This window comes from Streptomyces sp. NBC_01390 (assembly GCF_045040105.1).
In the GTDB taxonomy this organism is placed as follows: Bacteria; Actinomycetota; Actinomycetes; order Streptomycetales; family Streptomycetaceae; genus Streptomyces.
The window spans coordinates 7,300,422-7,321,349 of record NZ_CP109551.1; the positions used below are offsets into that span (position 1 = coordinate 7,300,422).

At 70.1% G+C, this 20,928-nt stretch carries 15 protein-coding genes and 1 tRNA gene; 8 read left to right on the plus strand and 8 right to left on the minus strand.

Translation table 11 applies throughout. The features are described 5' to 3' along the window. Nucleotides 1-10: 10 nt before the first annotated feature. A complete protein-coding gene (locus tag OG241_RS32925; RefSeq protein ID WP_405820475.1) occupies nucleotides 11-2,980 on the minus strand; it encodes a M36 family metallopeptidase in 2,970 nt (989 codons plus the stop codon). 305 nt (nucleotides 2,981-3,285) lie between these two features. Here OG241_RS32925 and OG241_RS32930 point away from each other — a divergent pair, with 305 nt between their 5' ends. Both OG241_RS32930 and OG241_RS32935 read left to right on the plus strand, forming a co-directional pair. Next, nucleotides 3,286-5,427, plus strand: coding sequence for a nitrate- and nitrite sensing domain-containing protein (locus OG241_RS32930; protein WP_405820477.1), 2,142 nt, complete (start codon nucleotides 3,286-3,288; stop codon nucleotides 5,425-5,427). Further along, nucleotides 5,424-5,843, plus strand: a complete 420-nt coding sequence (locus OG241_RS32935) for a roadblock/LC7 domain-containing protein (protein ID WP_405820479.1) — start codon at nucleotides 5,424-5,426, stop codon at nucleotides 5,841-5,843. Before OG241_RS32930 ends, OG241_RS32935 begins: the two co-directional genes overlap by 4 nt. Nucleotides 5,844-5,963: 120 nt before the next feature. Here the strand turns inward: OG241_RS32935 and OG241_RS32940 are convergent, their stop codons facing one another. The 3 genes from OG241_RS32940 to OG241_RS32950 all read right to left on the minus strand — a co-directional run bounded on the left by OG241_RS32940 (nucleotide 5,964) and on the right by OG241_RS32950 (nucleotide 7,836). Beyond that, entirely contained in the window at nucleotides 5,964-6,512 is a 549-nt protein-coding gene (locus OG241_RS32940) for a flavoprotein (RefSeq protein WP_405820481.1), read from the minus strand. Between the two features lie 258 nt (nucleotides 6,513-6,770). Next, nucleotides 6,771-6,843, minus strand: a tRNA-Arg gene (locus OG241_RS32945). A gap of 213 nt (nucleotides 6,844-7,056) precedes the next feature. Continuing rightward, nucleotides 7,057-7,836, minus strand: coding sequence for a hypothetical protein (locus OG241_RS32950; RefSeq protein ID WP_405820483.1), 780 nt, complete (start codon nucleotides 7,834-7,836; stop codon nucleotides 7,057-7,059). Between the two features lie 334 nt (nucleotides 7,837-8,170). Here OG241_RS32950 and OG241_RS32955 point away from each other — a divergent pair, with 334 nt between their 5' ends. Beyond that, entirely contained in the window at nucleotides 8,171-8,932 is a 762-nt protein-coding gene (locus tag OG241_RS32955) for an SDR family NAD(P)-dependent oxidoreductase (RefSeq protein WP_405820485.1), read from the plus strand. 818 nt (nucleotides 8,933-9,750) lie between these two features. Here OG241_RS32955 and OG241_RS32960 read toward each other — a convergent pair. The 4 genes from OG241_RS32960 to OG241_RS32975 form a co-directional block, all read right to left on the minus strand. Beyond that, nucleotides 9,751-10,830: an MBL fold metallo-hydrolase gene (locus OG241_RS32960; protein WP_405820487.1), complete on the minus strand. Its 1,080-nt coding sequence runs from the start codon at nucleotides 10,828-10,830 to the stop codon at nucleotides 9,751-9,753. A gap of 103 nt (nucleotides 10,831-10,933) precedes the next feature. Beyond that, nucleotides 10,934-12,274 carry an MFS transporter gene (locus OG241_RS32965; protein ID WP_405820488.1) on the minus strand — a complete coding sequence of 447 codons (1,341 nt, stop codon included), beginning with the start codon at nucleotides 12,272-12,274 and terminating at the stop codon, nucleotides 10,934-10,936. Nucleotides 12,275-12,334: 60 nt separating this feature from the next. Continuing rightward, nucleotides 12,335-13,114, minus strand: coding sequence for a class II aldolase/adducin family protein (locus OG241_RS32970; protein WP_405820490.1), 780 nt, complete (start codon nucleotides 13,112-13,114; stop codon nucleotides 12,335-12,337). Nucleotides 13,115-13,253: 139 nt separating this feature from the next. Continuing rightward, a complete protein-coding gene (locus tag OG241_RS32975; protein ID WP_405826534.1) occupies nucleotides 13,254-13,499 on the minus strand; it encodes a helix-turn-helix domain-containing protein in 246 nt (81 codons plus the stop codon). 1,533 nt (nucleotides 13,500-15,032) lie between these two features. Here OG241_RS32975 and OG241_RS32980 point away from each other — a divergent pair. The 5 genes from OG241_RS32980 to hpaD are packed head-to-tail and all read left to right on the plus strand — an operon-like array spanning nucleotide 15,033 to nucleotide 20,928. Continuing rightward, nucleotides 15,033-16,088 (plus strand): ketopantoate reductase family protein, encoded by a 1,056-nt coding sequence (locus OG241_RS32980; protein ID WP_405820491.1) that lies wholly within the window; start codon nucleotides 15,033-15,035, stop codon nucleotides 16,086-16,088. 10 nt (nucleotides 16,089-16,098) lie between these two features. After that, complete coding sequence (locus tag OG241_RS32985) at nucleotides 16,099-17,529, plus strand: fumarylacetoacetate hydrolase family protein (protein ID WP_405820493.1); 1,431 nt, start codon at nucleotides 16,099-16,101, stop codon at nucleotides 17,527-17,529. Continuing rightward, nucleotides 17,526-18,452 (plus strand): 4-hydroxy-tetrahydrodipicolinate synthase, encoded by a 927-nt coding sequence (dapA, locus tag OG241_RS32990; RefSeq protein WP_405820494.1) that lies wholly within the window; start codon nucleotides 17,526-17,528, stop codon nucleotides 18,450-18,452. The genes OG241_RS32985 and dapA overlap by 4 nt, the downstream gene beginning before the upstream one ends. 2 nt (nucleotides 18,453-18,454) lie before the next feature. Further along, nucleotides 18,455-19,936 carry a 5-carboxymethyl-2-hydroxymuconate semialdehyde dehydrogenase gene (gene hpaE / locus OG241_RS32995; protein ID WP_405820496.1) on the plus strand — a complete coding sequence of 494 codons (1,482 nt, stop codon included), beginning with the start codon at nucleotides 18,455-18,457 and terminating at the stop codon, nucleotides 19,934-19,936. Further along, a complete protein-coding gene (hpaD, locus tag OG241_RS33000; RefSeq protein ID WP_405820498.1) occupies nucleotides 19,933-20,928 on the plus strand; it encodes a 3,4-dihydroxyphenylacetate 2,3-dioxygenase in 996 nt (331 codons plus the stop codon). Before hpaE ends, hpaD begins: the two co-directional genes overlap by 4 nt.

A 20,928-nucleotide genomic window follows, 5' to 3' on the forward strand; every position in this document is an offset into this window, starting at 1 on the left:
ACCGGGTCCGTCAGCCCTGGTGGGGTGTGCCGTTGACGAGGAGTTCGGTCATGTCCAGGAAGCGGCAGCCCGAGGGGCCGTTGTCCTGGGCGCAGTCCACGCCGTTGTCGACGGCCTGGTTGCCCAGCATCGTGACGCGGACGTACCGGACGTTCTGCGCGGTACCCGTGTTGAGGGGCACGGCGTTGTCCCGGCCGGTGTCGGCGGGACCGAAGTGGCCCTCGGCGGCGGTGGCCCAGGTCGTGCCGTCGGTGGACGTCTCGATCCGGTAGTCGCCGAGGGAGGCCGTCAGGTCGTCGCCGCAGCCGGACGTCGGGTCGAGGCGCAGCCGGCTGATGTCCACGGCTTGGGGCAGCCGTACGGTGTTGTGGACCGGGTCGATTCCGGTGCCGTTGGTGCCGCCGTTGGCCTCGGAGCCCCAGACGGTGGACGACAAGTCGATCAGACCGGCCGGTCCGCAGCCGAAGTCGCTGTAGTCGGCGCCGCTGAACTCCGCGACCTCCGCGCCACCGGAGGAGGCCGACCAGTCTCGGCGCACCGACCAGTCGGCGGCGCCGGCGGAGACGGTGACCGTACGGATCTGCGGCTCGTAACCGTTGCCGCTCGCGTAGACCTTCCGGTAGGTGCCCTCGGGCACGTTGCGGATCGCGTAGGTGCCGTCCGCCGCGCTCACGGCGGAGAGGTCGGCGCCGGGGAAGCCGGACGAGTGGCCGCTGATGCTGACCGTGACCCCGCTGACCGGCGTGCCGGACTCGTCGTCGGTCACCTTGCCGGTGAGCGTGACCACCGGGGTGTTCGGGCCGGGCGGCAGGGAGAAGTCCTCGTCGGGCCGTACGTCGTCACCCGTGAGCGCGGCGGCGAACCAGCCCATGCCCCGGTTGGCGAAGGTCTTCCAGATCCGGTCGTGCGCGCGTCCGCCGTTGACCACGGTGTCGGCCTGGAGGATGGCGTTGCGCTGGTCGAGGAAGGACGGGTTCACGGGCGAGAGTTCCATCGCCCGGGTCACGAGTGATTCGGTGAGCCGGCTGCCGAGGGCGGTACGCAGCTGCCAGAGCGTCTCGGCCCAGATCTCGCCGTCGGCGTGCACCTCCACACCGCGGGAGGAGATCTTCCCGTAGTCGCCGTAGGTGTACCCGCCCGGACCGGCCGCCTTCGTTCCGTCACAGACGGCCGAGGTGGAGCCGACCGAGCAGTCCAGCGGCTGGGTGCGCACCTGCAGCACGTCGCTCCAGCCCGCCGGGTCCATCGCGGCCTCGCCGTCGACGCGCGGGTTGTCCTTCACCAGCCCCTGGTTGTTGAGCAGGTCGAGGGCGTACCAGTCGCTCCACGCCTCGCCCATGGACCCCGACTGCCAGCTGTTGAGGGCCGGGACGCCGTCGGCGTCCGTGACGAGCCGGTGGGACAGCCCGTGGGTGTACTCGTGGAAGACGATGGCGGCGACGTCGCCGAAGTTGCCCTGCAGAACGGGGATTTCGGGCTCGGATCCGGTCAGGTACATCTGCATGGTGGGCGCCTGGCCGTCCGGCGGCGTACCCATGTTGGCGTTGTTCAGGTGGTTGCTGTCGGGCAGCCCGTTCTGCATGGCCGCGCCGTCGTCGGTCTGCGCCTGTACGGCGTCGCCGTCCCGGCTGTCGAAGTTGCCGGCCGCCCGGGTGAATCCGATCGGCGCGGCTTGCAGGTGGTCGTGGAAGGTGCCGAGGAAGTAGTAGACCTGCGCGGCGTTCTGCTCGCGGTTGGTCTGCCAGGAGTACGGCGTCTTCTGGTCCCAGGAACAGGGGAGCGGGGTGCCGCACTCGTCACCCGTGAAGGGCTTGAACGGGAAGGAGAACGTCCCGTCGGCAGCCGGGGTGACCTCCTCGCCCGGGTCCACCTTGTTGTTGTCGTTGACGTCGCTGAAGACGTGCGCCACCGACCCGTTGAGGGTCTCGGCGCCCTCGGGGAGCCAGCCCCGGGCGGTCAGATGGCGGGTGTGCTGCTTGCCGCCGTACCGGGCGCCCGCGAACTGGTCCCAGACCAGCACCTTGCCGGTCTGCCGGAGCGTGCCCGCCGAGGACGGCGTCGCGGACTTCCCGGCCTCCCGGGCGGACTGATCGGCGGCCGGGGTATCGGACTGCCCCGACGTCAGGTCGGAGGACAGGTTCTGCCGGTACAGGACCCGGCCGTTGGCCGCGTCGACGACGTGCAGCCACATGTCCTGCCCGTCCGGCGTGGTGACCGTCCGCCACGCACGCCGGGCCGCGCCGCCCGGCGCCGTGAACACCACCTGCTTGGCGGTGTCCGAGGCGCCGACGCTGGTGTTCTCGCCGCCGGCGATGTCGCGAACGGCGGTGCGCCGGGCCTGTGTTCCGGTGATTTTGGCGGGCGCCAGCGCGGACGGCAGCTTCGGCACCGGGGCGCCGAGCACGCTGATCAGCCGTCCGTCGCGGGCGACGTTCGCCTTGACACCGTTGCCGAACACCGGGACACCGTCGACCGACTGGACGAACGACAGATGACGTATCCCGGCGACATCGGTGTACTGCTTGCGCAGGCTCAGGCCCTGGACCTGAGCGGCGGAGAGCCCGAACACATCGGGATGCGCGCGCAGGTACTGCCGGGAGATGTCCTCCGGGGTGGCGCCACTGGCTGCCGTCAGGTATCCGTCGAGCCGGGCCACCTGACGTGCGGTACCGGTGTCGGGGTCCAGTTCCAGCACGCCCTGCGCCCCGAGCTGCTTGCGCAACTGCCGTACACCGGACCGCTGTTCGGCCTTCGTCAGCCGGGCGTCGCTTCGTGCCAGGGACTGCTGCGAGGGTATGAGCGGCGCGTCGTCGGCCGCCGGGGAGCCTGACGGTGCGCCCGAGTCGGCGGCGGGGCGGCCCGCCGGATCGCCCGGGGCCGCGTTCGCGCCACCGGGAAGCAGAGCGACGGCCAGCGAGAGGCCGGCCGTCGCGGTGAATATGGTCGCGCGAGTTCTGCGCGAGAAGGTGGCTTTCGCCATGGTGTGCCTCGTGGGGGGTGAGGTTCAACGGCCGCGTGGAGCAGCCGAGTTGTGTGCTTCCAGCCTTTCAGGAGGCATTGCACACGAGGAAGCCTGAAAGTTCAATATTCACAGGAGCCTCACATGTTCCAGGGTGAACAGCCGCCGGTGTCCTCGGGCCGCCCGGACGACGACCGGCGAGGGCGCGCTCCGCCCCCGCTGTCACGGTTCTCCGACCTGGGATGTGAGGGTGGCGCAACTCAACTCCCCACGGTCTCTTACAGGTTGGAAACCGACGGCGGTGGCGGTCGGACTAGCGTCGTGACATGAGGGTGTGGACGCCATTTCGGCCGCTGTTCGAGAAGCTCGGCCGAACGACTCCCGGCCGCCGTCCGCTGCCCGGCTGGCGCAGCATCCGGGGCCGGGTGGCGGTGGTCATCACGGTCCCGATCTGCCTGCTTCTGACCGTGGCCGGTGTGGCCGTGTACGGCCGCGCGGAGGCACTCGGTGACGCCCGGACGACCCGTGCCGAGGTCGGCCTCAGCCTGCGGGTCCAGGCTCTGGTGCACCAGCTGCAACGCGAACGCGGCCTGACGAACGGCCTGTTGGGCGGTGAGAAGAGCTACCGCACACAGCTCACCGCCACGCGCAAGCGCGTCGACACGGCGCTGCGCGCGATGCGCCCCGAACGTGAGGTGCAGGACGTCATCCAGCGGCATCTGCGCCGGCTCGCCGCCGTCCGTACCGCCGCCGATCTGAAAGCCGGAAGCAAGTCCACCGCCGACCGCACAGCCGACCGCACCGCCACCCTCACCTTCTACACCACCGCCGTGGACGCCCTCAACGACGTCGACCCGGTGGCGGACACCGCGTCGAGCGCTGACCGTCAACTGCGGGACGGACTCGCGGCGTTGCGTGAACTGGCCGCCGCCAAGGAGTCCGTCGCCCTCGAACGCGGCCTCCTCAACGGCGTGTTCGCCGAGGGCGCCTTCCACGGCCGCGAGTACCTCACCTTCACCGAGGTGCGCGCGACCCGCGTCGCCGCCCTCGCCCGCTTCCGAGAGGTCGCGGCGGCGCCCCAACTCGCCGCGCTGAAACGCGCGTTCGCCACGAAGGACGCCGTGCGCGCCACCACCTACGAGGCCCGGGCGGAGGTCGCCGCCGACGGCTCCGCGCTGCGCGTCGACGCCGCCACCTGGTGGGACGCGATGACCGTGCTCGTAGACGATCTGTACGACGTCCAGCAGACGGTCGGTGACGACGTACGGGACCGGGCCGACCGTCTCAGTCACGACGCCGAACTCGCCCTCGCCGCCTACCTCCTCGCGGGCACGCTCATGGCGACCCTCGTGGCGGGCCTCGCCGCCTTCGCCTCACGTTCCCTCACCCGCCCGCTCGGTGCCCTCGCCGAGGCGGCCCACGACGTGGCCCGGCACCGGCTGCCCGCGACGGTCGCCCGGATCCAGCAGTCACCGCAGGACCAGGTGGAGTTCCCCGCGGCGCAACTGGGCGGCGCGGCCGAGATCGCCGAAGTCGCGGAGTCCCTGCGCCTGGTGGAACACACGGCCCTCCAACTGGCCGCCGAGCAGGCCGTCCTGCGCCGCAACACGACCGAGTCGCTCGCCAACCTCGGCCGCCGCAACCAGAACCTCGTACGCCGTCAGCTCGGCCTCATCACCCGCCTGGAACGGCAGGAGATCGACCCGGACGCCCTCGCCGAGCTCTTCGAACTCGACCACCTCGCCACCCGGATGCGGCGCAACGCCGAAAGCCTGCTTGTCCTGGCCGGACAGAATCCGCCCCGGGCCACGGCGGCACCCGCCGACGGCCTGGAAGTCGTCCAGTCGGCCGTCGCCGAGGTGGAGCAGTACCGGAGGGTCCTGATCGCGGCCGTGGAACCGGTGCGCGTACGCGGCCACGCCGTCGCCGATGTCGCCCATCTCCTCGCCGAACTCATCGAGAACGGGCTGACGTTCTCGCCGCCGACCGAGCGGGTCGAGGTGCACGGCTGGTACGACTCGTCGGACGACACGTACAGCTTCGCCGTCGTCGACCACGGCGTCGGCATGTCCGTGGACGACAAGGAACGCGCGGGCCAACGTCTCGCCGGCTCGGGCGAGGACGCCTTCCTCGCCGCCCCCACCCGCTTCCTCGGCCACCTCGTCGTCGGCCGACTCGCCCACCGCCTCGGCGACGGCGCGAAGGTCCACCTCTTCGACACCCCGGGCGGCGGCCTGTCCGCACTCCTCGTCCTGCCCGGCCGTCTGCTCGCCCCCGCACAGAGCGCCCCCGCGCAGACCGCCCCCGCACAGACCCCGCGAGTCCTCCCGGGCGCGCCCCTGTTCCCACCGTCGGCCCCGCCCGTCGCACGTCCCGCTGTCTCCGCCCTGCTCAACGGTTTCCGGGCAGGTGTCGCCCGCGCCGAGGCCCGCAACACACCCCGAAGCACCCAAGGAGCGTCATCGTGACCACCGCCGTCCAGAGTTTCGGCTGGCTCGTATCGGAGTTCGTCCGCACCGCCGACGGCGTCACCGACGCGGTCGCCGTCTCCTCCGACGGCCTCCTCATGGCGGCCTCCGACAACCTCGGCCGAGACCGCGCCGACCACCTGGCCGCCGTCGTCTCCGGCATCACCAGCCTCGCCCAGAACGCGGCGACGACACACGGCTTCCGCGGTATGAAGCTCGTCATGATCGAAATGCTCGGCGGCTTCCTCATGGTCGGCCGCATCCGCGACGGCAGCTGCCTGGGCGTCCTGGCCGCCGAGGGCTGCGACGTGGGCCTGGTCGGCTACGAGATGGCCGTACTCGCCGACCGCGCGGGCGAACTCCTCACCCCGCAACTGGTACGCCAACTCCACGCCGCGCCATTGACGGCGGGTTAGGCGGGGGGTTGGGGGGGACGGGAGAGGGCGTCCCCTCACGAGGACCTCGTACTCCCGCCGCTGCTGCGTGGCAGACCGCACGGAAGCACGGGACGGAGAGTCGGGGAACACGCCATAGCCCTACGCGGGCGGGGTCGTGAGCCGCTCAGCCTCATCGAGGGCCAGGCGCCACGGATACTCCTTCGGCTTTCCCTGGCCCGGCTGATTCGGCACGAAGCCGCCCTCTCCGTACAGGACCCGGACGCCCATCTCGCGCAGCTCGGCAACGCTCCGCTCGAACTGGCGGTGCCGCGCGTACGCGGCGTTCACACACGGCATCACCGCCATCGGGATCCGTTTGCCGATCCCCTCTGCGACCACGCCGATCACGAAGTCGTGAGTGAGCCCGAGTGCCCAGGCGTTGATGCTGGTGAAGGTGGCCGGCGCGAACACGATGACATCGGCCGTCGGCCAGACGTCGGCCTCGCCAGGCGCCTTGTACCTCGAGCGCACGGGGTGCCCGGTCAGATCCGCGAGGTTGTCGAGGTCGTCCGCGAGCCAGCGGGCCGCCGTCGGCGTCAACCCGAGGCACACATCGAATCCGCGCTGCTGCGCCTCCTCGATCACGGTCGCAAGGTCGAACACGGGAGGTGCTGCCGAGCCGAACAGGTACAGGGTCCGAGTGGTCATGGCCTCATACCACCCTACGGTCACTCGCGGGCCCGCGAGTGACCAGCCTGTCTCTGGTGCGGGAGCTGGACGACCGCCGCCTCACGATTCTCCTGCGGGCGATCACGCGGTTGGCGGGCAACGACACCCTGGCGATCGCCACCAGGATCTGATCTCTCGTCGTCCCTGACCTGCGCGAAGTCCATGATCAGTGCGCAAGACGAAGGCCCAGGGCGCGGAATCCCTTCCGTGACCTGGGCTTTGAGTCTTTTCGTCCTGTGCCCTCGGCAGGATTCGAACCTGCGACACCGGCTTTAGGAGAGCCGTGCTCTATCCCCTGAGCTACGAAGGCGGGGCTTGTGCGAAACCTTGCGCGGAACTCGGTGTACGGGTCGCGGTCAGGTCTCTCGTCAAGCCCTGAGCGGCCTGGGGCAGGCTGCTGTGGCGAAGAGGCGAGCGGAGCCCGCGTGACACGCCGCAACGCCCGCCAGGGCGCTCGATCCACAGAGTACCGGATCGGGGCTCGGGCAGGCGCTGGGGTCTTGGAGTGAGGCGGAGGGGGTGGTCAGGCTGTGTGGCTGAACATAGGGGCTCCTTCCTCGTGCAGTGCGCGGCTGGTCGAGTTCTGGGCGAGGACGAAACCAAGGGTCAGGAGTTGCTGGGCTTCGACTCCGTAGGAGATGAGACGTCCGTTCCACAGAGAGGCGTCGAGTTGCGAGTGGCCCGACTCGGCGTCGCTCCTGTAGGGGTAGACGAGTTGATGAGTGCGGCTGATTTCCGGAATCTGTTGCAGGTGCTCGGCGCGATGGAAGCCGCGTTCCTCGTCACTTTTACCGGGTGGCCGTTCGCCTTTTCGGCTTGTCGTCCCGACGGCGACTCTGTGCTCGTGGAGGCCGTGGCGGCAGGGAATGGCCAGCAGGTGATACCAGCGGAACGTCTGGATTCCGCGTCGCTCCAGTCGTTTGATCGGTACGGGGACGAGCTCCGCAGTGCCGTCCGCGTAGTGGACTTTCTCCGCGATACGTCCGTCGGCCGCCCACAATTCGTGGATGCAGCGACCGGGGCGCAGTGATTCATAGAATTGAGGTTCGTTCCCCTTGTGCTGTTTATTCACGATGAGACCGCCGTACCGGGCAATGGTGTCGCGGTGTACGCCGCGGAATGCGCCGTCGTAGAGGACTCCCATGCAGCCAGGAGCCGCGGAAATGATGTCGATGACGCCCTCGACGGCGACGGCAGCCTCCCCGCCCGGGTGAAGATGCGGCACGTAGCGCGAGTCCAGAAACACTCGCGATGCGCATTCACTCGTAGGTGCGCTGCGACTGGCTGCTTTGGGTGCACCCATGATGACCAGGGAAGATGAACGTGCACGCAGCCGAAGTGCACCTCGTGCTGCGGAGGGACGTTTTGAGGTGCGACGACAAGTGCGCTCTCGGTGGTGCAGTCGCAGAGGACTCGGTGCGGGCTACCGGGGTGGGCTGCGAGCGAAGTCATCGGCGCGCCTTTACGCGCACGCGAGGCATCTCGGCAGGTGGCAAGGGGTGCGGGACCGGTGCGTCGAGGGGTGCTCAGAGGAACGCGGTTCCCTTAAGGCGGTCGGAGACCTACCCTGGTGAGAATATGATTCTCGATGAACGCGAATACCGTTCCGTCACTTGTTGGAAGCAGGGGAGAGTGTCATGCAGGGGTTGAAGGGCAAGGTTGTCCTGGTCGCCGGCGCCGCCACCGGGCTTGGCGCAGCCTCGGCGCAGCGACTGGCCCAGGAAGGTGCCCGGGTGGTGGTCGGTGATCTGAGCCTGGCCGGAGCCGAGCAGACCGCGGGTGCCATCGGCGACGCCGGCGCCGAGGCGGTCGCGGTGGAGTTCGACATCGCGGACGACGCCTCTGTCCGGCAGCTGGTCGCCGCGACGGTGCGGACCTACGGGGGGCTGGACGCCGTGCACATCAACGCCGGTGACATGGGCGCGGTGCGAAAGGACACCGATGTCGTCGACATCGACCTCGCGGTGTGGGACCGCACCGTTGCCGTCAACCTGCGCGGCCACATGCTGGTCAGCCGACACGCCATCCCCGAACTGCTCGCACGCGGCGGCGGGGCGATCGTCTACACCTCCTCCATCGCCTCGTTCGCCGGCGAGCCCGAGCGCCCCGCCTACGCCGTGACCAAGGCCGGGATCAACGCCCTCGCCCGGCATGTGGCCTCGCGCTGGGGCAAGGAGGGCATCCGCGCCAACGCCGTCACCCCCGGCCTGATCCTGACCCCCGAGATCCTGGAGGGAGCGCCGCCTGAGATGCTGCAGGCCAAGCTCGCCCGGACTCGGAGCACCCGCCACGGCCAGGCCGGCGACATCTCCAGCATGGTCGCCTATCTGCTCTCGGACGAGGGGTCCTGGATCAACGGGCAGGTCGTCAACGTCGACGGGGGAACCGTACTTCGCTGACTCATCCTGGGCGTGTCCACCGACTGCAGGGCCGCTTTTGCAATCGCTCCACCAGCGAGAGTCCCACGATTCCTCCCGTGCAGGCGACGGTGCCAAACTGACGGCACGTCCAAACTCCGGCAGGTCGGGTCAGCCCGACCTGCCCGTCCTGCTGTGGCCTGCTTACTCACATGATCGCCCGGGACTTTGAAACGCCCCTGGGGGCTGGAGTGCTTGGACCGTGTGACCGGCTATTTCCGGAACGAGCGTTGGCGAGAGGCGGCCAGGCGCCAAAGCCGGAGGCGGCAGAACCCGGCGTACAGCCCGACTCGTCTGCCGCCTCGCATTTCCGCAGGTAAGAGTCCATGTTTACTACCTGAATAAACCCTCGGGGTCGAATCCGGGGCGAATCTGCGCTACGGGTATCGTCGTTTCTGTCCGCTGTCCGTGCTGCATATTCGGGCATTCCGGGTGTCAAATGCGGTCCGGTGTCGCTCTGAAGGAGACACCTCGGGCGCTGAGGTACGCGGAAGTACATGTACGAGGTGTCTTTGTTGACTCGCTCTGGCTGAACTCGATCACCGGTGGTGCGCCCTGCAGCCGACCTCAGAAAGTGATCACTGGCGAGAGCGTCTCGCTGGCCGCTTCTGCCGAGAACCACTGGTTCCTGGCTATGCCGGCGTCTTCGGGTGGCTGGTCCCGCTTCGCCCCCTCCGACCCTGCCTCCGACCTCAGGAGCGAAGACATCCTCAAGTAGGAGATGGCGCAGATCTTCCCTCATCAGCGACTGACGGTCACCGCTGCGCCGGCAGTCGGTGACCGTCCTTTTGTCGCGGACCTCAGCAGCAGCCTGCTGTGTGGGCGCTCGTGGCCGCCATCGTCGTCGCAGTCGTGGTGGTGGCCTCCTGATCCTGGGCTATGCGGCCGCGCAGCATGGTCTCCACGATCTTCATGAAGCGCTGTGCTGTCGAGGCGCCCACGATGAACGGGTTCTCGCGGCCGTTCGGCGCGCTGCGCAGCTCCTCCATGCGCTCGAGGCCGTAGTCGGCGAAGGCGTGATTGCTCAGCTCGATGTCGACGCCGGCATGCTTGGTGCGGGAGGCGAAGGTGAGGGCGGAGGCGAGGTAGGTCTCCTTGCTCGCGGTGGCCGCGGGCGGGTTGGTCCCGCCCCACAGCATCGCGGTGTGGGTGCGGCCCCGCAGTTGGGCCGGGAAGATCGGCGAGACGGTGCCGGGGGTGTGGCCCGGTGTGTGGTTGAGGGTCACGGTGGTGCCGCCCAGCGTCAGCTTCTGGCCGTCGGTGATGTCCAGGTCGCGGGTGGGGGCGTTGGCCGGGGAGGTAGAGGCGAGGAGGTCCCAGTCGGCCGGAGCCATCATGACCCGGGCGCCGTACTGGTCGGCCAGGTACTGGGCGCCGCCGAAGTGGTCGCCGTGGCCGTGGGTGACCACGATGTACCTGATCGTCGACGGGTCGGCCCTCAGGCTGCGCAGTCCGGAGACGATGTACTGCTCTGCCTCGTCCGGGTTGTCGAGGGCGTCGATGAGGATGATGCCCCGTGGGGTGAGGATCGCCGTGGCGGAGACGAAACCGACGCTGAGCACGGCGACGTTGTCGAAGATCCGCAAGGGTGCGGGAGCGGGGGGCCTCGGCGGGGTGTAGCCGGCGGTGAGCGCGCTGACGATGCTCGTGAGGACGGGGTTGTCTCCGGCCAGTTCGGCGGCGTGGTCGAAGTAGTCCTGTGCGGTCGGGTCCGCGGGCGCCGAGGTCTCGGCGAAGGCGCGCTCGGGAAGCAGCGACGCCGCGCCGGCGGTGGCCGCTGCAGCGGCGCCGAGCTGCCAGAAGCGGCGGCGCGTCAGGGCTCCGTGTGGGCGTCCTTGGGGCGATGCCGGGCGGGTGGGCTCGGTTTGCGGCTCGTTCATGCGGGGCTCCATGAGGTGGAGGGGGGAGGGATGGGGTGGGTGGTGTCGTCCGGTGTGACCGGCTGTCCGTCGCCGGTGTCGCTGCGTCGCCGGTCCGAGGTCCTCAGGCGGTCACGACTGCCTGCTCGTCCTTCTCGCCGGCCTCGGCTTCGCTGAGCGGCACGTCCTGGCGCTCCTTAAGCACGAAGGTGACGGCGAGTCCGATCACCGTCACCGCCGCGAGGTAGACGGCGACGGAGTAAACGGTGCCGGTGCCGGACTGCAGGGTCTCGGCGATCATGGGGGCGAAGGCGCCGCCGAGGACAGCTCCGATGGCGTACGACAGGGCCGCACCGCTGTACCGGACGGCGGTGGGGAACAGCTCCGAGAACAGGGCGGCCTGCGGCCCGTAGGTGAGCCCCAGGCCAACGCTGTAGAGGACGAGCGCCACCACGACGAGACCGGTGTTCGCCGTGTTCAGCAGGGCGAAGAACGGGAACATCCAGGCGAGTTGGATGACGAAGCCGATTCGGTAGACGCGTAGGCGGCCGAACCGGTCGGACAACCGGCCGCCCGCGAGGGTGCTGGCCAGCCAGCCGACCGCGGCGACCATGACGCAGATGAGGATCAGCGTCGGGTCCATGCCCAGATGGTTCACGGAGTAGCTCTGGACGTAGCCGCCGGTGGTCATGTAGCCGACGGCGTTGTTGGCGGCGAAGAGCAGGGCGCCGGCCACGACGAGCGGCCAGTGGTTTTTGAACAGCACGGCGATCGGGGCGCGCGACTGGTTCCCGGACTCCTTCAGCTCCCGGTAGACGGGGCTCTCCTCGACCTTGCGCCGGATGACGAACCCGGCGGCGACGAGGACGACGCTGAGCAGGAAGGGGATGCGCCAGCCCCAGGCGAGGAACTGGTCGTCCGTGGTGAGCGCGGTGACGGCCGCCAGGGCGCCGTTGGCCAGTAGCAGGCCGAGCGGTGCGCCGAGCTGGGGGTAGGAGCCGAACCTCCCGCGCTGTCCCGGCGGTGCGTGCTCCACGGAGATCAGCGCGGCGCCGCCCCATTCGCCGCCTGCGGACAGGCCCTGGAGGATGCGCAGGAGGACGAGGATGACCGGGGCGCTCATGCCGATGGAGGCGGACGACGGCACGAGGCCGATCAGGGTGGTGGAGACGCCCATGAGCAGCAGGGTGGCGATGAGCATCGCGCGGCGGCCGAGCCGGTCTCCGAGGTGGCCGGCGAGTGCGGCTCCGACCGGTCGGAAGAAGAAGCTGATGCCTATGGTCGCGAAGGAGATGACCAGCGAGTCCTCGCCGAGCCCGTCGAAGAACTCGCTGCTGAACACCAGTCCGGTGCACAGGGCGTAGATGAAGAAGTCGTACCACTCGATCGTGGTGCCCGCCATGGCGGCGAGCGCGACCGTGCGGTGCTGACTCCGGTTGCCGGATGTCTGAGCGGATGGGGACATGGGGAGTCCGATCGTCGTCGGGTCGTCGTTGGCCCGGGAAGGGGACGGGGTGCCGTGCTGTCAGACGGCGTAGTCGGGGGCGATGCGGTCGATCCTGCGGCGCAGGGCGTCGAACAGGGTCCGGCCGGCCTGTGTGCGGTCGCCCATCTGGAAGGACTCCTTGGTCGAGCGCACCGCCGCCTCGCGGCTGACCGGGGTCAGCGGCTGTCCGGAGTGCTGGGCGGTGAGCTGGATCTCACAGGCCCGTTGGAGAGTCCACAGGGCGGCGAAGGCGGCGGGCACGGTCGGTCCCGCCGCCAGCAGACCGTGGTTGCGCAGGATCATCAGGTCGCGGTCGCCGAGGTCGGCCACCAGCCGTGGCTTCTCCTCGGGGTCGACGGTGATGCCCTCGAAGTCGTGGTAGGCGACCATGTCGTGCAGTTGGGCGGCGTAGAAGTTGTCGGGGTCGAGACCGTCCCGCAGGCAGGCGACTCCGGTGCCCGCGGTGGTGTGGGTGTGCATGATGCAGTGCGCGTCGGGCCGGTTGGCGTGGATCACCGAGTGGATCAGCAATCCCGCCTCGTTGACGGGCCAGTCCGAGTCCGACAGGACGTTGCCGTCGAGGTCGATCTTCACCAGGTTCGAGGCGGTCACCTCGTCGTACATCAGACCGAACGGGTTGATCAGCAGGTGTCCCTCCTCGCCGGGCACCCGGACGGTGATGTGGTTGAAGACCATCTCCACCCAACCGAGGTGGTGGAAGACGCGGTAGCAGGCGGCGAGTTCGAGCCGCGCCTGCCACTCCGCATCACTCATGTACGCCGGTTTCGCCGTGCTCGTCGGGGTGTCCAGAACGGTCACTGCCGTGCTCCTTGATTGCTGCGTGGGCATCGCCGGTATCGGGCGACGGCCTCGGTGTGCAGGAGCATGGGTGCGCGACCGCTCGCGAGCCAATGTCGGGTTCGACAGTGAATCCGGTGGAGCGGTGGCGGATACGACATCAGCCCCTCGCCGGTGGCTCCGACAGGCCGGTCAGGGCCGTCAGTTCCAGCGTCAGCAGAAGGCGCCGTGTCGGATCGGCGAGCGCTACGTCGAAGAGTTCCTCGGCCCGGCGCAACCGCAGCCGCAACGTGTTCTGGTGAATGTGCAACTCGCCGCTGGCCGCGGCGACATCGCCGAAATGCCGGAGATAGGTGAGCAGCGTGGCGCAGTAGTCGGTGCTGTGTTCGGCGTCGTGTGCCCGCAGGCGTTCGGCGTTGCCGGTGCGCAGTTCGGCGTCCTCGCGTACGGCGCCGACGAGCCGCCGTAGGACCAGTTCCGGACGCAGGTCCTCGGCGTGGTACGCGCCAGGCCCGGCCCGCCGCTCCCGGAGGTGGTCGAGCGCGGCGTCGATGTCGCGGCGCGCCGCGAGCAGGGCGGAAGTCGTTTCGACCGTGGGGGAGTCGACTGCCGTGAACGACCGGTGCAAGCTGTGCCGAGCCCGGTCCAAGAGGTGGTCCAGCAGGACACCAGTGGACACGGTGCCGGAACCGGCAGCCGGCAGCAGAACGTACACGCGGTCCCCGAGCAGGGCTGCCGCCGGTTCGTACCCGAGGGAGCGCCCGTCGAGGACGGCCAGGTCCAGCGCCCGAAGCAGAGCCGCGCGGCGGCGGGCCGCGGTGCCGGCTTCCCATGACTCCTCGTCGGCGCGCTCCTGTGCCGCCTCGGCCAGCCCGACCAGCACGGCGGGAAGGCGGACACCGCCGGGCGGGTCGCCCTGCCCCGACCGGCCCTCCAGCGCGTGACGCAGGGCGCGGTCGCGGCTCTCCTGCTCGGCGTCGACCTGACGGCGCAGCGCCAGCATGTGCAGTGCCGCGACTCGGGCCGCCTCCTGCAAGGCGGGCCCACAGCCGGCGGCCGCAGCCTCGTCGGGGAACGCGACCCAGAGGGAACCGAGTACGTCCTCGCCCGCCCTGATGACCACGGCCGTGCGCGGCAGATCGCCGGGCCGGTGCTGGCGGACGACCGTGTCGCTCACCCACACCTCCCGGTTCAGGTGATCGGCGAGCGCGTCCTCCGGCACCCGCCTGCCCAGGATCCCGCGCCGCCGGGTCTCGTCGATGGGCTGGTCGGGCAGGTTCGAGTAGGCGACCACCACCTGCTGGGTATCCATGATCGCGACTGCGCCGCCGACGATTCCGGCGACCGCGTTGGCCAGGGAGAACAGGTCGCCGCCCGTGGTCCCACCGCCGCCCGGTTCTGTGACCGCCCGGCGTGCGGCCAGGATCGTCGTGACCAGGCGCTGCACCCGCGTCCACGGCACCCGCGGATCGACGGCCAGGACGGGGACTCCGGTCGTGGCGACCTGCGCCGACACCTCCGGTGGCGGCGGAGTGGGGCACTTGACGGCGAGTGCGCAGGACCGGTCCGCCGCCGTCCGAAGCGCGGCGCCCAACGCGTCGCGGTCGGCGATGTCCAGGCCGACCCCGAGCAACAGGTGTCCGGGCGCGGTGGTCGCAAGCGCCTCCGGGTGATCCAGCAACTCGGCGCCGGTGACGCGCCACTCCGCCGCGGCGCCGTCGGACAGCAGGCTGATGACACCGCCTCGCAGGGCCTCGACGAGCTGCTCGAGGGGCATCGCGGTCATGCCGACCTCCGTTTCAAAGGGATGTCGGAATCTACATCACGCAAGGTCCGTGAGTGGAGGAACCGACATTGTTGCGGGCCGTCAGGCGGCGCATGCTCGCTGCGAACGGTCACACCAGCCCACGACCACACCCGAAAAGGAGGTGCGACGGCGTTGTCGCATCCACCCGCATCTCCGCCGCGCAGCCGGCCACCGCGGATCACCGTCGTGGGCCCGGGCGCCGTCGGCGCCACCCTCGCCGGGGCGTTCGCCGCCGCGGGCGCCGAGGTCTGTCTGCTCGGACGGCCGGGCCCGCACCTCGACGCGATCGCCGCGCAAGGACTCCTGCTGCGCGGCGGGGAGACGGAAGACGGCCCGTCAGCGGGAGCCGAGGTCCGTCACCACTTCCCCACCGCACACGACGCCGCGCGGCTCCCCGTCCCGGACCTGGCCGTCGTCTGCGTCAAGAGCCAGTACCTGCTTCCGGCCGCCCGCAGTATCCGCACCTGGGTCGAGCACGGCTCGGACGTGCTGGTCGTGGCCAACGGAGTGCCCTGGTGGCTGCTGTCCGCCGTCGAGCACACCGGGCAGGATCCCGTACTGAGGTCGGTCGACCCCGACGGGCAACTGCTGCGGCTCCTGCCCGCCGAGCGGGTCATGCACGGAGTGGCGCACTTCAGCAGCGCGGTCGACGGACCGGGCCGGGTGACACATGTCAGCGGTACCCGTCTGATCATCGGCGATCCGCTGGGCGGCGTCTCCCAGCGCGTCACACAGTGCGCCGAAGCCCTGTCCACGGGCCCCGTCCGCCCCGAACCCAGCACCGACATCCGCCGGGACATCTGGGAGAAGCTCCTGGGCAACGTCAACCTCAACCCCGTCAGCGCGCTCACCGGCGCCACTGTCCTGGACATCCTCGACGACCCGGACGTACGGCAGGTGTGTGCCGCCATGTTCGACGAGACGGCGGCCGTCGGTGCCGCTCTCGGCATCGAGAGCGCCATGACGGCCGACGACCGGCTCGACATCGCCCGCAAGCTCGGCGCGTTCCGCACCTCGATGTTGCAGGACGCGGACCGCGGCCGGCCCCTCGAACTCGACGCCCTCATCGGTGCCGTACGCGAACTCGCGCGCCGCACGGGTGTCCCGTCCCCCTCCCTTGACGCGGTGCACGGACTGCTCGTGCTCCGCGAGCGCGTCTGCGGCAGCGACGCGACGGCCGGCAGCTGAAGGAGCCCCGGTGCCACACCCTCTGGGGAACCCCCCAACGAAGATCATCGCTGTCCACCTCAACTTCCGCAGCCGCGCTGAGGAGCGCGGCCGGACCCCCGCCCACCCCTCCTATTTCCTCAAGCCGCCGTCGTCGCTGGCCGGCACCCAGGAGCCGATCATCAGGCCGCGAGGCTGCCGACTGATGGGCTTCGAAGGCGAGATCGCCCTCGTCATCGGCTCGCGGGCCCAACAGGTGCGGCCGGAGGACGGCTGGCGCCATGTGCGCTGGGTGACCGCCGCCAATGACGCGGGCGTGTACGACCTGCGCCACGCCGACCGCGGCTCCAACCTGCGCTCCAAAGGCGCTGACGGCTTCACCCCGATCGGCCCACGGCTGCTGGACGCCACCGAACTCGACCCCGCCGGACTGCGGTTGAGGACATGGGTGAACGGCGAGCTGGTCCAGGACGACACGACCGACACCCTCCTCTTCCCCTTCGGTGAGCTGATCGCGGACCTGTCCCGACTGGTCACCCTGGAACCCGGCGATGTGATCCTCACCGGCACACCGGCCGGCGCGTCGGTGGCCGAACCGGGCGACGTGGTCGAAGTCGAGGTCGGCGACGGCCGATTGAGCACCGGAGTGCTGCGCAACCCGATCGCAGACGCCGATCACGACCTGGAGCCGTGGGGCGCGCAGCCCAGGACCGACCGGGCCGAGGAGGAATCCGCATACGGGGCCGGACACGTGCCCCAGCCGCTGCTGGCCGACGACCTTGCCGACGGACTTCGCTCGGTGGCCGTGGCGACGCTGAGCGCACAGATGCGCTCGCGCGGTCTGCCGCACATGTCGATCGACGGCGTACGGCCGGTCGGCGGCACGGCGATGGTGGGCGTGGCCCACACGCTGCGCTATCTGCCGCTGCGCGAGGATCTGTTCAAGCGGTACGGCACGGGCATGAACGCCCAGAAGCGGGCGATCGAGGAGCTGCGCCCCGGACACGTCCTGGTCATGGACGCCCGGCGGGACCCGACCGCCGGCACGCTCGGCGACATCCTCGCGCTGAGAGCGGCCAAGCGGGGCGCGGCCGGTGTCGTCACCGACGGCGCCGTACGCGACGCCGCCGCCATCGCCGGCCTGGGCCTGCCCGTCTACGCGGCAGGCAGACACCCCTCCGTCCTCGGTCGCCGGCACGTCCCCTGGGACACCGGGGTGCCCATCGCCTGCGGCGGGGCCCTGGTCCAGCCCGGCGACCTGATCGTCGGCGACGCCGACGGCGTGGTCGTCGTACCGCCCGACCTCGCCGGGGAACTGATCGCCGACTGCCGCGAACAGGAACGGCAGGAGCGCTTCATCACCAAGCAGGTCGCCGCGGGGGAAAGCGTCGCCGGCCTGTATCCGCTGGGTGCGGCCTGGCGGGACGCCTACGAGAACTGGTGCAAGGGAGAAACACAGTGAAGTTCCGCAGCGACCCGTCGGCCATCCGCGGGTCCATCGCCCCCGTCGTCACACCGTTCACCGCGGACGGTGCCGTCGACCACGACAGCCTGCGTGACCTGATCAGCTTCCAGCTGGAGTCCGGCTCGCACGGCATCTCGCTCGGAGGATCGACCGGCGAGCCGAGCGCGCAGAGCGTCACCGAGCGGATCGCCGCGATGCGCACGGCGGTCGAGGAGATCGGCGACCGGGTGCCCTTCCTGCCCGGCACCGGCTCCCACAAGCTCGACGAGACCATGGAACTCACCGCAGCCGCCCAGGAGTTGGGCGCGGACGCGGCCCTGGTCATCACGCCGTACTACGCGCGGCCCACGCAGGAGGCCCTCTACGAGTGGTACGCGAGGGTGGCCCGGGAGTTCCCGGACCTGCCGATCGTCGCCTACAACGTGCCCTCGCGCACCGCCGTCGACATCGCACCGGAGACGGTCAAGCGGCTGTTCACCGACTTCGACAACTTCGTCGGCGTGAAGGAGACCACGAAGGACTTCGAGCACTTCTCCCGCGTGCTCCACGCCTGCGGACGCTCGCTGCTGGTGTGGTCGGGCATCGAGCTGCTCTGCCTGCCGCTGATGGCACTCGGCGGCGCGGGCTTCGTGTCGGCCGTCGCCAATCTCGCGCCCGGCGCGGTGGCACGCATGTACGAGCTGTGGGAGGCCGGCGAGTTCGATGCGGCCCGTGACCTGCACTACCGCCTGCACCCGCTGGTCGACCTGCTGTTCGTCGAGACCAACCCGGCCCCCGCCAAATGGGTCCTCGCCCAGCAGGGCCGCATCGCCTCCGCTCACGTCCGCCCGCCGTTGACGACGCCCACCGAGGCGGGCCTGGCGAAGATCCGCGCGCTGCTCTCCGAGGGCGGCGACCTCACCGCACAGATCGGAGCCTGACCATGAGCATCGAGAACCTGCCGCCCGTCATCCAGCACTGGATCGGCGGTGAGTTGGTCGACAGCGCCGACGGGCGGACGTTCCCCGTGGCGGATCCGGTGACCAACACGCCGTACGCCAAGGCCGCGGCCGGCGGTCCGGCCGACGTCGAACGGGCGGTGGCCGCAGCCAGGTCCGCCTTCCCCGCCTGGTCGTCCCTCGGCAACCGGGAGCGTGCCGACGTTCTGGTCAGGATCGCGGACGCCGTCGAGGCTCGTCATGACCGGCTCGCCGCGTTAGAGTCGTACGACTCCGGGCTCCCGATCACGCAGGCCCGCGGCCAGGCGCGGCGGGCCGCCGAGAACTTCCGCTACTTCGCGGATGTCATCGTGGCCCTCGGCGAGGAGGCGTTCCGGCAGGGCGACGACCAGTTCAGTTATGTGGTGCGCACACCGGTGGGAGTCGCCGGGCTGATCACTCCCTGGAACACCCCCTTCATGCTGGAGAGTTGGAAGCTGGCACCCGCGCTGGCGTCCGGCTGCACGCTGATCCTCAAGCCGGCCGAGTGGACCCCCCTCTCCGCGTCGCTGTGGCCGGAGATCTTCGAAGAGGCAGGCGTACCCGCCGGGGTGGTGAACATCGTGCACGGCATCGGCGAGGAGGCGGGCCAGGCACTGGTCGACCACCCGGACGTGCCGCTGATCTCCTTCACCGGCTCCTCCGACACAGGCCGGCACATCATCCGGTCCACCGCCGAGCACCTGAAGACGGTGTCGATGGAGCTGGGCGGCAAGTCCCCGGCCGTCGTCTTCGCCGACGCCGACCTCGAAGCCGCCCTGGACTCGGTCGTCTTCGGGGTGTTCTCCCTCAACGGGGAGCGTTGCACGGCCGGTTCACGCGTCCTCGTGGAGCGCCCGGTGTACGAGGAGTTCACCCGCCGTCTGGCGGAGCGGGCGGACGCCGTCCGCGTCGGGCCGCCCTCCGACCCGGCCACCGAGGTGGGCGCGCTGGTGCACCCCGAGCACTACGAACGCGTCCTGAACTATGTCGAGATCGGCAAGAAGGAGGCCCGCCTCGTCGCCGGCGGCACCCGGCCCGCGCACCTCGCCGACGGCAACTACCTCCAGCCGACCGTCTTCGCCGACGTCCCCCGTGACGCCCGTATCTTCCAGGAGGAGATCTTCGGCCCCGTCGTCGCCGTCGCCCCCTTCGACGACGAATCCGAGGCCGTCGAACTCGCCAACGCCACCCGGTTCGGCCTCGCCGCCTACATCTGGACGTCGAACCTCAAGCGCGGCCACCGCATCGCCCACGCCGTCGAGTCCGGCATGATCTGGATCAACTCCCACAACGTCCGCGACCTGCGCACACCCTTCGGCGGCGTCAAGGCGTCCGGCGTGGGCCGGGAGGGCGGCGCCCACTCCGTCGACTTCTACACCGAGTCGAAGATCGTCCACGTCGCACTCGGCGACGTCCACACCCCCCGCTTCGGAGCCGCCTCGTGACCGCGCCGGATGTGATCCGCTCCGCCTACGCCCAGCTGGCCGTCACCGACCTCGCTGCCTCCCGCTGGTTCTGGGTCGACATGCTCGGTTTCCACGTCCAGTACGAGGACGCCGGCACCCTGTGCCTGCGCGGCACCGACGAGTTGACCCACCACTCCCTCGTCCTGCGCAGGGGCGAGCTCGCCGCCCTCGACCACATCGCCTACCGGGTCCGCACCCCCGAGGACGTCGACAAGGCGGAGAGGTTCTTCCGCCGACTCGGCCGACCGATGCGGCGCGTGCGGAAGGGCGAGGGCACGCCTGGTGTCGGAGACGCCGTCCGCGTCATCGACCCGCTCGGCTTCCCGGTGGAGTTCTTCCACGACATCGACCGCGCGGAGCGCCTCATCCAGCGCTACGACCTGCGCCACGGCGCCGAGGTGGCCCGCCTGGACCACTTCAACATCTGCACCCCGGATATCCCCGCCGCCTACGCCCACTACAAGTCACTGGGCTTCGGCTGCTCGGAGACGATCGAGGGCGACGAGCACGAGCTGTACGCGGCCTGGATGTACCGCAAACAGACCGTCCACGACGTCGCTTTCACGGGCGGCGCCGGGCCCCGACTGCACCACCTCGGCGTCGCCACCCACGAATCGCACCAAGTCCTGCGCGCCGCCGACCTGTTCGGCTCCCTGCGCCAGGAGCACCACATCGAACGCGGCCCGGGACGGCACGGTGTCTCCAACGCCTTGTACCTCTACCTGCGCGACCCCGACGGCCACCGGGTGGAGATCTACACCTCCGACTACTACACCGGCGACCCCGACCACGAGACCTACCGCTGGAACGTCCACGACGACCGCCGCCGCGACTTCTGGGGCAACGCCGTGATCGAGGCCTGGTACAAGGAAGCCACCCCGGTCCTCGACCTCGAAGGGAGCCCGCAGCCCGTCACCGACGCCGTGCTGGACGAGTCCGCCGTGCAGGTCGGCGCGGACGGCCTCGGCTGA